The organism is Sphingomonas sp., from assembly GCF_035490575.1.
Lineage (GTDB): Bacteria > Pseudomonadota > Alphaproteobacteria > Sphingomonadales > Sphingomonadaceae > Sphingomonas.
This window is the reverse complement of sequence record NZ_DATJLI010000062.1, coordinates 1-14,643: the sequence shown is the minus strand read 5'-3', so window position 1 is coordinate 14,643 and position 14,643 is coordinate 1. Positions and strand designations below refer to the sequence as shown.

Annotated in this window: 14 protein-coding genes and 1 tRNA gene; 11 read left to right on the top strand and 4 right to left on the bottom strand. The window is 65.4% G+C overall.

Annotated elements, in window-relative coordinates:
* Nucleotides 1–909: M24B family metallopeptidase (locus VL973_RS04630; RefSeq protein WP_325282859.1), on the top strand; the 909-nt coding region annotated here is incomplete at its 5' end.
* A gap of 4 nt (nt 910–913) precedes the next feature.
* Here the strand turns inward: VL973_RS04630 and VL973_RS04625 are convergent.
* A complete protein-coding gene (locus VL973_RS04625; RefSeq protein WP_325282858.1) occupies nt 914–1,042 on the bottom strand; it encodes a hypothetical protein in 129 nt (42 codons plus the stop codon).
* Nucleotides 1,043–1,145: 103 nt separating this feature from the next.
* Between VL973_RS04625 and VL973_RS04620 the strand changes: the two genes are divergently transcribed.
* From VL973_RS04620 to VL973_RS04585, 8 genes are all read left to right on the top strand, one after another.
* Nucleotides 1,146–1,220, top strand: a tRNA-Thr gene (locus VL973_RS04620).
* A gap of 58 nt (nt 1,221–1,278) precedes the next feature.
* Entirely contained in the window at nt 1,279–1,833 is a 555-nt protein-coding gene (locus tag VL973_RS04615) for a sugar O-acetyltransferase (protein WP_325282857.1), read from the top strand.
* A 300-nt stretch (nt 1,834–2,133) separates the two neighbouring features.
* On the top strand, nt 2,134–4,350 hold the full coding sequence (gene purL / locus VL973_RS04610) for a phosphoribosylformylglycinamidine synthase subunit PurL (protein ID WP_325282856.1): 2,217 nt from the start codon (nt 2,134–2,136) through the stop codon (nt 4,348–4,350).
* A 68-nt stretch (nt 4,351–4,418) separates the two neighbouring features.
* Nucleotides 4,419–5,600, top strand: coding sequence for a DUF418 domain-containing protein (locus VL973_RS04605; RefSeq protein ID WP_325282855.1), 1,182 nt, complete (start codon nt 4,419–4,421; stop codon nt 5,598–5,600).
* Between the two features lie 56 nt (nt 5,601–5,656).
* A complete protein-coding gene (locus VL973_RS04600; RefSeq protein ID WP_325282854.1) occupies nt 5,657–5,827 on the top strand; it encodes a (2Fe-2S)-binding protein in 171 nt (56 codons plus the stop codon).
* A 110-nt stretch (nt 5,828–5,937) separates the two neighbouring features.
* A complete protein-coding gene (bfr, locus tag VL973_RS04595; protein WP_325282853.1) occupies nt 5,938–6,432 on the top strand; it encodes a bacterioferritin in 495 nt (164 codons plus the stop codon).
* 51 nt (nt 6,433–6,483) lie between these two features.
* Complete coding sequence (locus VL973_RS04590; RefSeq protein WP_325282852.1) at nt 6,484–7,878, top strand: MFS transporter; 1,395 nt, start codon at nt 6,484–6,486, stop codon at nt 7,876–7,878.
* Between the two features lie 55 nt (nt 7,879–7,933).
* Nucleotides 7,934–8,416, top strand: coding sequence for a pyridoxamine 5'-phosphate oxidase family protein (locus VL973_RS04585; RefSeq protein ID WP_325282851.1), 483 nt, complete (start codon nt 7,934–7,936; stop codon nt 8,414–8,416).
* Between the two features lie 50 nt (nt 8,417–8,466).
* On the opposite strand, the gene VL973_RS04580 is transcribed toward VL973_RS04585, so the two are convergent.
* The 3 genes from VL973_RS04580 to VL973_RS04570 form a co-directional block, all read right to left on the bottom strand.
* Complete coding sequence (locus tag VL973_RS04580) at nt 8,467–9,336, bottom strand: formate/nitrite transporter family protein (protein ID WP_325282850.1); 870 nt, start codon at nt 9,334–9,336, stop codon at nt 8,467–8,469.
* Nucleotides 9,333–10,565 (bottom strand): polyhydroxyalkanoate depolymerase, encoded by a 1,233-nt coding sequence (locus tag VL973_RS04575; RefSeq protein ID WP_325282849.1) that lies wholly within the window; start codon nt 10,563–10,565, stop codon nt 9,333–9,335. The genes VL973_RS04580 and VL973_RS04575 overlap by 4 nt, the downstream gene beginning before the upstream one ends.
* Before the next feature lie 164 nt (nt 10,566–10,729).
* The gene (locus tag VL973_RS04570; protein ID WP_325282848.1) at nt 10,730–11,365 is read right to left on the bottom strand and encodes a TetR/AcrR family transcriptional regulator; all 636 of its coding nucleotides are present in this window, start codon (nt 11,363–11,365) and stop codon (nt 10,730–10,732) included.
* Nucleotides 11,366–11,483: 118 nt separating this feature from the next.
* Here VL973_RS04570 and VL973_RS04565 point away from each other — a divergent pair, with 118 nt between their 5' ends.
* Together VL973_RS04565 and VL973_RS04560 are read left to right on the top strand one after the other, a co-directional pair.
* Nucleotides 11,484–13,895: a TonB-dependent receptor gene (locus tag VL973_RS04565; RefSeq protein WP_325282847.1), complete on the top strand. Its 2,412-nt coding sequence runs from the start codon at nt 11,484–11,486 to the stop codon at nt 13,893–13,895.
* 108 nt (nt 13,896–14,003) lie between these two features.
* Nucleotides 14,004–14,643 (top strand): MFS transporter (locus VL973_RS04560; protein ID WP_325282846.1); only part of this gene is annotated, 640 nt, incomplete at its 3' end.

The following is a 14,643-nucleotide window of genomic DNA, read 5'->3' as shown; positions in this document are numbered from 1 at the left end:
CTGGCCAAGGCGATCAAGAACCCTGCCGAAATCGCGGGCCATGAAGCCGCGCAGTTGCGCGATGCAGGCGCGATGGTGCGCTTCCTGAAATGGATCGAACAGGCCGCCCCAGCGGGCGGCCAGACCGAATTGTCGGCGGCGGCAAAGCTGCGCGAATGTCGCGAGGCGACCGGCGTTCTGCGCGACCAGTCCTTCTCGACCATTTCGGCGACCGGTCCGCACGGTGCGATCCCGCATTACCACGTCACCGACGAATCGAATCTGCCGATCGAGCGCGGCCAGTTGTTCCTGATCGATTCGGGCGGGCAATATCCGGACGGCACCACCGACATCACCCGCGTCGTGCCGGTGGGCGAACCGACAGCGGAAATGCGCGACCGCTTCACCCGCGTGCTACAGGGGCACATCGCCATCGCCACCGCATTGTTCCCCGAAGGGACCGTGGGCGCACAGCTCGACAGCTTTGCGCGTCGTCCCCTGTGGGAAGCCGGCCTCGATTTCGCGCATGGCACCGGCCACGGCGTCGGCGCCTATCTGTCGGTGCATGAAGGGCCACAGCGCATTGCCGCGCCCAACTATCCCGGCAGCGGCCCGCTGGAGCCGCTGCGCGCGGGCATGATCCTGTCGAACGAGCCGGGTTATTACAAGGCGGGCGAATACGGCATCCGCATCGAGAACCTGATCTTGACCGAAGCGCGCAACATCGCGGGCGCCGACCGGGCGATGCTCGGTTTCCGCACCCTCACCTTCGTGCCCGTCGAGCGCGAGCTGATCGACCCGGCGCTGCTGACGCCGGCGGAACTGGAATGGCTGAACGCCTATCATGCTCAGGTGCTGGAAAAGGTCGGCCCGACACTGGACGACGAACACCGCACTTGGCTGGCGGCGAAATGCGCGCCGATCGGCTGACGGCTCAGTCGCTGGGCAGCGGCGGCTTCGGGCCGTCGCCGTCTGCCTGCTCGCGCGCCTGCGCCTTGCGGCGGCGCAGATTGGCGCGAAGCGCCTGCGCCAGCCGGGCCTTGCGTTCGTCGGGGGTTTCCATGCCGCCGCCAATAGATCGCCGGTCGCCGGCTTGACAATCACCCGGCCGCCGATCATAGGCGCCCCCCTGTCCGCCACTGCCTGTCCGGCGCGGCGGACCCGGTGCTGCCGTAGCTCAGTGGTAGAGCGCATCCTTGGTAAGGCTGAGGTCGTGAGTTCAATCCTCACCGGCAGCACCATTTTCCCCTTTTCGCGCGTCGTCCCGCCCCGCCGGCCGCTGGCCCGCTGGCGAGGCGCATGACGATGACGACCGAATGGGACCGCATGTCATCCGGGGCACCCTATGATCCCGCCGCCGCCGAACTTCAGGCGGCATTGGCGCGCGCTGCCGCGTGGATGGCGCTATATAATGCCAGCGACGCGCTGCCGCCCGGCGAACGGGAATCGATGCTGCGCGCGGGTCTGGCTTCGGTCGGGCCGGGTTGCGTGGTGCGGCCGCCATTCTTCGTCGATTATGGCGCCAACATCCGGCTGGGCGAGCGCGTGTTCCTGAACTTCGACTGCGTGATCCTCGACGTTTGCCCTGTGACGATCGGCGACCGGACACAGATCGGGCCAAAGGTCCAGATTTATGCCGCCGATCATCCCCGCGATATCGAATCGCGCGCTGCCGGGATCGAATTCGGCCGGCCCGTGACGATCGGCGCCGATGTCTGGATCGGCGGCGGTGCGATCCTGTGCCCCGGCGTGCGGGTCGGCGACGGCGCGATCATCGGTGCGGGCAGCGTCGTCACGCGCGACGTGCCGCCCGGCGCGACCGTCGTCGGCAACCCCGCGCGCATACGGGGATGACGGGGGCCAAGGGCCGCGCCAGGGTCCAAACCCAATCAGAACAAGGTCGTGACGGAGCCGATGCTGGCGCACAGGTAGGAGCAAGAAGGGAGCGATGCAGCGCATCGTGACCGACGCGCAACGCCGCTGTGCGCCAGCATCGGCCCGCCGCGAAGCGGTCGCCCGTGGAAAGTCGCCGAGCAGTGTCGCTTGCTTGCGCGTGGCGCTGCCACGCGACTGCGCCGCACTCCTTGTCGGCGGCCCTCCACGGGCGATCACGATCCTTGTTCTGATTGGGTTTGGACCCTAGAGGCTGCGTCCATGACCGAGATCACGCCCGAAATCGTCGCCGAACATGGCCTGTCGCCGGAAGAATATCAGCGCGTGCTGAACGCGCTGGGCCGGACACCCAACCTGACCGAACTGGGCATCTTCTCGGTCATGTGGTCGGAACATTGCAGCTATAAGTCCAGCCGCATCCACCTGAAGAAACTGCCGACCGAGGCCCCGTGGGTGATCTGTGGCCCCGGCGAGAATGCGGGTGTCATCGACATCGGCGACAATCAGGCCGCGATCTTCAAGATGGAGAGCCACAACCACCCCTCCTATATCGAGCCGTATCAGGGCGCGGCGACGGGCGTGGGCGGCATTTTGCGCGACGTGTTCACCATGGGCGCGCGGCCCGTGGCCAACATGAACGCGCTGCGATTCGGGCGGCCAGACCATCCCAGGATGCGCCACCTGATCGCGGGCGTGGTCCATGGCATTGGCGGATACGGCAATTGCGTCGGCGTGCCCACCGTCGGGGGGGAAGTGAACTTCCACCCCGCCTATGACGGCAACATCCTGGTCAACGCGATGACGGTCGGCGTCGCGCAGCAGGACAAGATTTTCTACTCGGCGGCAGCGGGCATCGGCAACCCGGTGGTCTATGTCGGGTCCAAGACGGGCCGCGACGGCATTCACGGCGCGACCATGGCCTCGGCCGATTTCGACGAGAAATCGGATGAGAAGCGCCCCACGGTGCAGGTCGGCGATCCCTTTACCGAGAAGCTGCTGATCGAGGCGTGTCTCGAACTGATGGCGTCGGACGCGATCGTGGCCATTCAGGACATGGGCGCCGCGGGCCTAACCAGCTCTTCGGTGGAAATGGCGTCGAAGGGCGGCGTCGGCATCGAGCTGGTAATGGACAATGTTCCCCAGCGCGAAACCGGCATGACGCCCTATGAAATGATGCTGTCCGAATCGCAGGAACGCATGTTGATGGTCCTGAAGCCCGGCCGCGAGGGCGAGGCGGAGGCGATCTTCCGCAAATGGGAACTGGATTTCGCGGTCATCGGCACCGTCACCGATACCGGCCGCATGGTGCTGAAGTGGCAGGGCGAGGTCGTGGCCGACATTCCGCTGGCCCCGCTGGCCGACGATGCGCCGCTATATGACCGCCCGCATGTGCCGACGCCCAGGCGCGACGAGCTGACCGACGTGCCGGAGACGAATGACGTCGCCGCCGACCTGCTCAAGTTGATGGGCAGCCCCGATATCGCCAGCCGCCGCTGGATCTGGGAGCAATATGACCACATGGTCGGCGCCGACACCGTGCAGCGCCCCGGCGGCGACGCGGCGGTCGTGCGCGTCCATGGCACCGAAAAGGCGCTGGCGATCACCACCGACTGCACCCCGCGCTATTGCTTTGCTGACCCGGTCGAGGGCGGAAAGCAGGCGGTCGCGGAGGCATGGCGCAACCTGACCGCCGTGGGCGCGACCCCACTGGCCGTCACCAACTGCCTTAACTTCGCCAATCCGCAGCGCCCCGAAATCATGGGCCAGCTGGTCGGATGCCTGGAGGGCATGGGCGATGCGTGCCGCGCGCTCGACTTCCCGATCGTCAGCGGCAACGTGTCACTCTACAATGAATCGAAGGCGACGGGTGGCGGCTCCGCAATTCTGCCCACCCCGGCCATCGGCGGCGTGGGGTTGATGCAGGACTGGCAGAAGTCGGTGGGCATCGGCTTTCGCGGCACCGGCGACGCGATCATCCTGGTGGGTGAGCGCATGGGCCATCTGGGCCAGTCTTTGTGGCTGCGCGAAATGCATGGGCGCGAGGACGGCCCGCCGCCGCCCGTCGACCTCAAGGCCGAACGGCGCACCGGCGACTTCATCCGCGCCCAGATCGAAAAGGGCGCGATCACCGCGTGCCACGACGTGTCCGACGGCGGCCTTGCGGTCACGGTGGCCGAAATGGCGCTGGCGGGCAATGTCGGCGCGCTGGTCGACGCGATCCAGCCCTTTGGCATGGCCGAGAGCTTCTTTGGCGAGGATCAGGGCCTGTATGTCGTCACCGTGTGCGACCAGTGTCTCGCCGATTTCATGGCCGATGCCGACCGCGCCGACGTGCCCGCTGATCCGCTGGGCCGCACCATCCGCGACCGGCTGGTATTCGAAACCGAAGCGGGCGACTGGACCGTCAGCCTGGCCGACCTGCGCGCCGCGCATGAAGGCTTTTTCCCCAAGCTGATGCAGGGTGAGGTCGTCGCCTGACGCCTGACAGCACCCCTGCCCCCGCCCCGCGCCACGTCCCGCTGGATGTCGTGCGCGGGGTGGCGGTAATGGGGATTTTGACGATCAACATCATCGGCTTTGCCCTGCCCGGCGACGCCTATGTCAATCCGCTGGCATGGGGTGGGGACCGCGCGGTCGACCTGGGCGTATGGGCATTTACCCAAGTGCTGCTCGAAGGGCGGATGCGCGGGCTGTTCGCGATGCTGTTCGGCGCGGGCGTGCTGATGCTGTCGACGCGCGGCGAACGTCCGGTGCGCGCCCATTATGCGCGCATGGCGGTGCTGGCGCTGTTCGGCCTTGCCCATGGCTATCTCGTCTGGAACGGCGACATTCTGCTGCATTATGCGGTGCTGGGGTGCCTGTTACCGATCGCGTGGGATTGGGATGCGGGGCGACTGGCGCGCGCGGCCATTGTCGTGCTGGCGCTGCACACCGCGCTGCTGTCGATCCAGTTCGGCGGCGCGCTGTATTTCCAGTCGCTGGCCAACACGCCCGACGCGCCCGCCGATCTGGTCGCACGCTATCAGGCGATGGTCGCCACCTTCCCGCACGCGGGCAGCGCGACCGTGGCCGCCGATCTCGCCGCCTATCGCGGCACTTGGGCCGATGCGGTCGGCTATCGCTGGTTCGTGCGCGGCACCGCGCCGCTGCGCCTGCTGGAATTCGCGGGCGGCGAGTCGCTTGGCTATATGCTGACCGGCATGGCGCTGTATCGCGCGGGCGCGCTGACGGGCGAATGGTCAGACGCGGCGATGCGGCGGATGATGGTCTGGGGCTATGCACTGGGGCTGCCGGGCATGGTGGCGCTGACGGCATGGGGAGCGCTGTCGGGTTTCGACCCCGTGGTGCTGATGGGCAATTTCCTGGCATGGTCGGTCCCGTTCCGCGTCGCCACTTCGCTCGGCCATCTGGCGCTGATCCTGTGGCTGGCGCGACGCTTCACCGCGGCACCGCTGATCGCGCGCGTGGCGGCGGCGGGGCGGATGGCGTTCACCAATTATCTGGCGACCAGCATCGTGATGACGGCCATCTTCTATGGCCATGGGCTGAGGCTGTATGGGCAAGTGCCGCGCGCCGAGTTGTATCTGTTCGTCGCCGCGATGTGGGTCGCGATGCTGGTCGCCTCGCCATGGTGCTTGGCGCGATTCGGTCAGGGTCCGGTCGAATGGCTGTGGCGCCGTCTTTCGGGCGGCACCATCCACCGCAAAAGTGCGAACGCGACGCAATAAGTCTTGCGAGGCACTTGCAACAATCCTAGAACGATTCGCAACAGCGAGAGGGTTCGATGGTCGTCTGCGTCTGCAATGCAATTCGCGAAGGGCAAGTGCGGGAAGTGGCCCGTGGCGGCGCGCGTAGCGCCTGTCAGGCTTACCGCGCGCTTGGGTGCCAGGCCAAATGCGGTCAGTGCGTGCCGTTCGCGCGAGCCATTATCGATTCCGAACGCGCTGCTGCCTGACATTCGCAACCTGTAAAAGCGCAGTTTTCCGCCATTTTCCGGGTATCGCGGCTGCCCCAATGACGCTATTCTGATGGTCTGTTCCGCAATCAGAATAAAGGCCGACCGTCATGAAGGGCGACCCCCAGGTCATCGAATATCTCAACATCGCGCTCAAGAACGAGCTGACCGCGATCAATCAATATTGGCTGCATTATCGCCTGCTCGATCATTGGGGTGTTTACAAACTCGCCCAGTTCGAACGCAAGGAGTCGATCGAGGAAATGGAGCATGCCGACTGGCTGTCGGAACGCATCCTGTTCCTCGACGGGCTGCCCAATTTCCAGCTGCTCGGCCGCCTTCGCATCGGTGAGACGGTGGAGGAAGTGCTGAAGGGCGACCTCGCGCTCGAAGAAGAGGCGATCCCCCTGCTGCGCGACGCGATCGAGCATTGCGAGAAAGTCCGCGACTATGTCAGCCGTGACCTGTTCCGCCGCATCCTCGACAGCGAGGAAGAGCATCTGGATACGCTGGAGCGTCAGTTCGACATGATCGAACGGATGGGCATCCAGAATTACGTTCAGCTCAACTCGCGTTCGGAAAACGACGCCGACGGCAAGGATTGAGCAACCGGCGGGCGGGCTTTACGCAATCGGTGTAACCCCGCCCGCTGACCCTTGAGAACCGCCATCCTGCAACCCAGCGACATTGCCACGCCCATTCCTCCGACGGTGGAGGATGGGCTGCCGCGCCCGCGCCGCTTCATCGCCATCGCGGCGATCTCGTTCGGCACGGCCCTGTTCGTGATCGACGGCGCGATCGCCAATGTCGCCCTCCCTACCATCGCACGCGATACCGGCGTCGGCGCGGGTGCATCGGTCGCCGTCGTCACGCTGTATCAACTGGTGCTGGTGATGGGTTTGCTGCCCTTTGCCAATCTGGGCGACCGGCTGGGCCACCGCCGACTGTATCAGATCGGGCAGATCGTGTTCCTGATCGCGTCCGCCGCCAGCCTGCTGGTCGACAGTTTCGCCAGCCTGTTGATCGTGCGCGTGACGCAGGCGCTGGGCGCGGGCATGGCGCTGAGCGTATCGGCGGCAATGCTGCGGACCATCTATCCGGCAAGGCGGCTGGGGTCGGGACTTGGCATCAACAGCGTGATCGTCGCATCCGCCAACGCGCTGGCGCCGACGCTGGGCGGCTTCATCGTCGGTCATGCCGACTGGCGCTGGGTGTTCTGCGCCGCCGCGCCTTTTGCATTGGTTTCGATCCTGCTCGGCCGGTCGCTGCCCGAACCGCGCCCGCGAAAGGAGCGGTTCGATTGGGCGGGCGGCGTGTGGAGCGCGGCAACGATCGGCGCGATCATTGGCGGCATTGAGCTGGCCGCGCACAGCGCCGCTGCCTTCGCGCCCGGCGTGGTGATGGCGGCGGGCGGTGTTGTGTCCGCCGTGCTGCTGGTCCGGCGGGAGCGACAACGCACGCGCCCCGTGCTGCCCGTCGACCTGATCGGCCAGCGCGTCATCGGCCTGTCGGTGCTGGGAGCGATCAGCGCCTTCCTCGCCTCCGCCTCGCTGGTCGTGCTGCTGCCGTTCCGGTTCGAACAGGGCATGGGCTATTCGCCCGAACAGGTGGGCTTGCTGATCCTGCCCATGCCGCTGACGCTGCTGATCGTTGCACCGCTGGCGGGGTGGCTGTCGGATCGAATAAAGCCGTCGCTGCTGGGGATTGCCGGCTGCGCGCTGGCGATTGCCGGCCTGTTGCTGATCGCGGCGATGCCGACGGATGCGGCGTGGTCCGACATTGCGTGGCGCCTGTCGCTGACGGCCGGTGGCTTCGGCCTGTTCTTCGCCCCCAATTCGCGGCTGATTATCGGACAGGCGCCAAAGGACCGGGCGGCGGCGGCGGGCGGGCTGCTGTCGACCGCGCGACTGCTGGGCCAGACGCTGGGGGCGTCCACCGTCGGCGTGATGCTGGCGATGGGCCTGGGGCTTGGCCCTGCGCCGCTGTTCGTCGCGGCGGGCTTTGCAGGGCTCGCGCTGGTTTGCAGCGTGGTCAGGCTTCGCACCACCTGACGCAACCGCCGCGCGCGCCAGCCGTTATCCGGGCAACCCAACAAAGGAGTTTGCCATGCAGGTCGATCAGGAACAGGATGCGCGCGTCCGCGAAACGATGTGGAAGGCGATGGGCAAAAGCCCGTTCGTCATGATCGGGCTGGTCGGCAGCCACGAGCATCACGAACCGATGACCGCGCAGCTCGATCCCGATGCCGACAGCGAGTTCTGGTTCTATTGCAACCGCGACAACCGCATCGCCAGGGGCGGTGAGGCGATGGTGCAGTTCGTCGCCAAGGGCCACGAGCTGTTCGCATGCATCCACGGCACACTGGTCGAGGAAACACGGCCCGAGATTTTCGACAAATACTGGTCGAACCCGGTCGAGGCGTGGTTCGAGGGCGGCAAGGACGATCCCAATGTCATGATGCTGCGCTTCGAGTTGAAGGACGCCGAGGTTTGGGAAGCCGATCTGTCGCTGACGGGCAAGCTGAAGTTGATGACCGGCAACACCATCCGTCCCGACGAGGCGGGCAAGCACGCCGAAGTTTCGCTGTAACGACAACGGGCGGCGCCGCGCGCGTCGCCCACCCTTTTCATCGGCCCTCTTCAATCGTGTGGGGTGCGACGGGCCAGCGCCATTTCCTCGCGCACCTGACCATAGGCGATCAGCGCGAACAGCCCGCTGCCGCCGATCACATTTCCCAGAAACGCCGGCAGGATAAATCCGAAGAGCACCCATGCGATGCCGACTTGCCCCGCCAGCAGCAACAACCACGCCTCCGCCGATCCGACCACGACATGGGCAAAACCGCCGGCCGACACCAGCCACGTGATGGCGATCACGACGCCCAGCGCATTTTCGCGTGCATTCGGCAAAATCCACGCCAGGCTGGCGATGAGGAAACCGGCGGGGATGCCCAGCACCAGCAACTCCCCGAAACCATATTCGGTCAGATGCCCGGCAAATTCCAGCGCGCCGTCTAGCCCCTCTGCATCGACGATCCACGTTTGTGCGATCATCGACGCAACGATGAACGTGCCGACCAGGTTGCCCACCAGCACGATGCCCCACAAGCGGAACAGCCGCAGCACATTGATCGGTCGCGGATCGGCAACGACCGGCAACACGGCTGTCACCGTCGCTTCGGTGAACAGTTGCAGGTTGCCGAGCACGACGATGATGAAACCCAGCGTATAGCCCAGCGCCGCGACCAGTTCGACCCAGGGCGCATCGGGCAGGTGTCCGCGCAGCGTCGCGACGCCCAGCAACGACGCGCAAACGCCGATCCCGGCCGCCAGCGCGGAAAAGAACAGGCCGCTGGCGGGTCGGTGCAGTTCCTCATCCCCGGCGGCGCGGATGACTTCATAAATGACCAGCGCCGATCCGGTCTGCCGCTCGGCTACATCCTCCCGCTCTTCGGCGTCGAGATGGTCGGGTTCCTGCGGCGCGTCATCCGCTTCACCCTTGCCCTTCATCCGGCGTGCGCCGCCATCCATTGTTCGACGACCGGCGCAATGCGGGTGCGCCATTTGGACCCGTTGAAGATGCCGTAATGGCCGACACCCTCGGCCATCAGATATTGCTTCTTCGCTTCATCCAGTGCCGTGGCGATGGTCAGCGCCGCCTTGGTCTGGCCGATGCCCGAAATATCGTCGCGCTCGCCCTCGATCGCCAGGATGCCGACATCGGTGATCGCGCCCGGATCGACGGGACGGCCGCGATGCGTCATTTCGCCGAGCGGCAGGGCGTGGCGCTGGAACACCAGGTCGATTGTCTGAAGATAGAATTCGGCGGTCATGTCACAGACCGACCGATACTCCTCGTAAAAACGCATCGTCGCATCGGCGCTTTCGTCATCGCCCTGCACCAGATGCTTGAACATTTCCCAATGGGAAATCAGGTGGTTGCCAAGGTTCATGGTCATGAACCCGGCCAGTTGCAGGAAACCGGGATAAACCTGTCGCCCGGCGCCGGCATACAGCATCGGCACCGTCGCGATGACATTCTGCTGAAACCACGCGTGCGGCCGTTCGGTCGCCAGCGTGTTGACGGCGGTCGGCGCCTCACGCGTGTCGATCGGCCCGCCCATCATGGTCAGCGTGCGCGGCAGATTGGGGTGTTTGTCCGCGCTCATCAACGCGACGGCGGCATAGCAGGGGACCGATGGCTGGCACACCGCCAGCATGTGCGGACGCGCATCGCCCTCCGCCCCGATCGCCGCCAGCCAGTCGACGATATAGTCGATATAGTCATCCAGGTCGAAACCACCGTCGCTCAGCGGCACCAGCTTGGCGTCCCGCCAGTCGGTGATATAGACATCGGCGACCGGCAGCATCCGTTCGACCGTGCCGCGCAGCAGCGTCGCATAATGCCCCGACATCGGCGCGACGATCAGCAGCTTCGGCGCGCCTTCGACCCCTTCGCGGACGAAATGCTTGAGCTGGCCGAACGGCTTGCGCGCGACGATCTCTTCACGCACGGCGACGGTCGCTCCATCGACAATCGTTTGCTTCAGGCCGAAATCGGGCTTGCCGCGTGGCGCGGCGGCATGGGCGAAGACCTCAAGCGCCGATGCCAGCACCGGACCGCCGCCGAAATAGGAGAAGGGGTTGGCGGGATTGTTGAGCAGCCCCGCCCCGAAATTGGCAAACGCACTGGCGCCCGCCAGCATCGAGCGCTGCATTTCATAGGCATTGTAAAGCATTGGCCGTCCTTCCTGTCCCGCCTTCCCCCGCACGCGGCGCGAAAAGGGCAGCGCGATATAGCAATTCCGACATGCCACCGGCAACGCCATGTTATCGCCATACCCTATTTAGTCGGATTAGTCGGAGGGCAAACGTCCGTCATGCCCTTTCGGGTGCAGCGCACTCAACGCGGCGACAATCCGTTTCGCAGGAAATCAGCCATGTCGGCGGCGATGGCGGCGGCGTCGCGGTCCTCGTCCCACACGCCGTAACGCAGCCCAAGGAACACGTTCATGCCCATGATCGCCCACGCATGGACCGCGCCGACATCGGCGCGCACTTCCCCCCGCGCGGCGGCAGCGCGCAATCGCGCCTCGATCCGTTCGGCGGTGGTTGCATAATGCAGACGGAAACTGTCGGCATCGACGAACTCGGCCTCGTCGATGATGCGGTAGATTTCCTTGTGCGTCCGCACAAAGTCGATGAAGTGCCGCAATCCTGCCTGTTCGGCGGCGATGCCGTCGGGCGCGGCGCGGATCGCGGGCGCGACATGGTCGCGCACCTGTGCCGACATGTCGCGCACCAGCGCGCGGAACACCGCGTCCTTCGTATCGAAATAGGTATAGAAGCTGCCCAGGGCGACGCCCGCGCGGCGCGTGATGCCGCTGACCGAGCCTTCGTGAAACCCCTTTTCCCCGAACTCGGCGGCAGCGGCGTCGAGGATCGCGCGCAGCGTGCGGCGACCGCGCGCGGTGCGCGGCGCCTTGCCCTCGCTGGCGATACCGGCGCTCCGGTCCTGATCGTCGGCCAAATGTGCCACCGCCCTCCCCCTTTCATCCAAAGTTGAAACCCGGTTCAGGTTTCAGTATAGCTCGGTCGGACACTGCACAACCCCGCGCCGAAAAGCGGGGTGTGCCGATTGGGAGGGGATCAGGCCGATGGCTCGTTCGTGCAACCGTTTCGCCGCATATCTGACGTTCACCGTCGCGCCGTTGGCACTGCTGGCGACGCCCGCCGCCGCGCAGGACAGCGCCGCGCCCGCCGATGCCGAAGAACAGGCTGCCGCCGCGCCGCCATCCGCGGCACTGGGCGATCAGGAAATCGTCGTGACGGCGCAGCGACGGTCCGAATCGCTGCTGCGCGTGCCGATCGCCGTCACTGCCTATTCGGGCGAAGCACTGGCGGCACAGGGCGCGATCGACCTGTCGGACATCGGCGACACCACGCCCAATGTCACGCTGGAGCCGTCGCGCGGCACCAATTCGACCCTGACCGCTTTCATCCGCGGCGTGGGCCAGCAGGACCCGGTGCCCGGCTTTGAATCGGGCGTCGGCCTGTATCTCGACGATGTGTATCTCAACCGCCCGCAAGCGGCGCTGCTCGATATCTATGACGTCGAGCGGATCGAGGTTCTGCGGGGGCCGCAGGGCACGCTTTATGGCCGCAACACCATCGGCGGCGCGATCAAATATGTCACGCGGCGGCTGCCGAACCACCTGTCGGTCAATGCCCGCGCGACCTATGGCAGCTATGACCAGGCCGATGGCGTGCTGAGTGTTTCCGCCCCGCTGACCGACGGCATCCGCATCGGCGTGGCGGGGGCGCGGCTGTCGCGCGGCGGCTTCGGCGACAATCTGACGCTGGGTATCGAGAATTATAACAAGGACGTGTGGGCCGGTCGCGGCACGATCGAGTTCGAGACGCCCGACAATCGCCTGTTCGTCCGTATTTCGGGCGATTACACCCACGACAAGTCGAATGCGCGCAACGGCCACCGGCTGATCCCCGGCATCGCATCGGGCGCGCCGGTGCTGGACGATGTGTTCGACACCCGCGCCGGGCTGGCCTTTCCGGTCAACGATATCGAGGCGGGCGGACTGGCGATGAACATCAGCGCCGAGATCGCAAGCGGCCTGACACTGAAGAGCATCAGTGCATGGCGCGAAGACCGCAGCCTGACCCCCATCGATTTCGACGCGCTCCCCGACGTCGATGTCGATGTACCCGCCGTCTATCGCAACGAACAGATCAGCCAGGAATTTCAACTGGTGTATGAAAGCGACCGGCTGAAGGGGCTGGTCGGCTTCTACTATCTCGACGCACGCGCATCGACGCGGTTCGACGTCATCCTCGCGACGACGGGTCCCGCGCTCGGCCTGCCTGTTTCGGCCGGGTTCGGTCAGCAGACTGCGGGGGATGTCCGCACCGACACATGGTCGGGCTTTGCCGACTTCACCTATGACCTGACCGACTGGCTGGCGCTGTCGGGCGGCATACGCTATACCACCGACACCCGGCGCTCGACGATCTTCAAGGCCAACAGGCTGGGCGGGGCGGATGTTCAGTTCGGCGGCAACGGCGCCAATCTGGGCGCGCCGATCACTGATTTCACGGGCGAAGCGACGTTCGACAAATGGACCCCGCGGGCCGCAATCACGCTGACGCCCACCGACAATTTCATGGCCTATGCCTCTTATTCAAAGGGGTTCAAGGGCGGCGGTTTCGACCCGCGCGGCAGCGCCAATATCGCGCCCGACAACAATGGCGTGCCGGGCATCCAGTATGACGACATCTATGACTTCTTCCTGTTCGAGCCGGAAACGGTCGACAGCTATGAACTGGGCGTCAAAGGATCGTTGTTCGACCGTTCGCTCACCTATGCCGTCACCGGATTCTGGTCGGACTATACCGATGTGCAGGTGCCCGGATCGGTCGGCGTTGACGCCGATGGCGATGGCATCTTCGAAGGCTTTGCGGGCGTCACCACCAACGCCGCCGCCGCGACGCTGAAAGGTGTCGAGGCGGAAATCTTCGCGCGCCTGCTGCGCGATTTCGCCGGCGCGGGATCGCAGATCAGCTTTTCGGGGACGCTCGGCTATATCGACGCGCAATATGACAGCTTCATCGGCCCGGCGGGCAATGATGTCGCCGATTTCCGCCGCATCCAGAACACGCCCGACTGGACGCTGTCCGGCACCTTGGGATCGATCGTGCCGGTCGGGTCGGGCGAGATGAACGCGTCGACCACGCTCAGCTATCGCAGCGACACGACGCAGTTCGAAGTGCCCAACCCGTTCCTCGACCAGCCCAGCTATGCGCTGTGGGACGCCAGCATCAATTACAGCTTCGGGCCGGAGCGGCGCTATTCGATCGGCCTGCACGGCAAGAACCTGACCGATGAGCGCTATATCACTTCGGGCTATCTGTTCGCCGCTTCGAACCCGCAAACGGGCCTGCCGGTCCTGACACCGTCGGGCGGCATTACACCGTCGCTGGGGCGAGAGGGCGTGGCGACCGCATTCTATGGCAATCCGCGCCAGTTCTATGTGACGCTCGGCCTCAAGTTCTAAAGGACGGAATGGGCGGACGCCACATCGCGTTCGCCCATTCGTCACCGGGAAGGCTTGGCATTCCCATATGATCGCGTAAGCTGCCATCGAACAATTAGAGGATCAGGTATGGGCAGCACTGCTCCGACACCGGCTGCGAGAGGGTCCGGTCGGCTGACAACCGCGACGCCGAAATATCGCGCCGCGGTGCTGGCGATGCTGCTGCTGGTCTATACCTTCAACTTCCTCGACCGCCAGATCCTGGGCATCCTGGTCCAGCCCATCAAGGCCGAACTGGGGCTGACCGATACCCAATTGGGCGCGCTGGGCGGCATCGCCTTTGCGATGCTCTATTCGACGCTGGCGATTCCGCTGGCGTTGATCGCCGACCGCACCAGCCGCAGTTGGGTCATCACCCTTTCGCTGGGCGTCTGGAGCGCATTTACCGCTTTGTGCGGAATGGCGACCAGTTTCTGGCAATTGTTCCTGTTTCGCGTGGGCGTGGGCGTAGGCGAAGCCGGGGGCGTCGCACCGTCCTATGCGATGATCGCCGACTATTTCCCGCCGGAAAAGCGCGCGCGGGCGCTGTCCATCTATTCGCTGGGCGTGCCGATCGGGCTGGCGGGCGGATCGATCCTGGGCGGCCTCATCGCCGCGACGGTGAACTGGCGCACCGCATTCATCGTCGTCGGCGTGGCGGGCATCGTCATCGCGCCGATCTTTCGCCTGATCGTGCGCGAACCCGCGCGCGGGATGAGCGAGCCAGTCC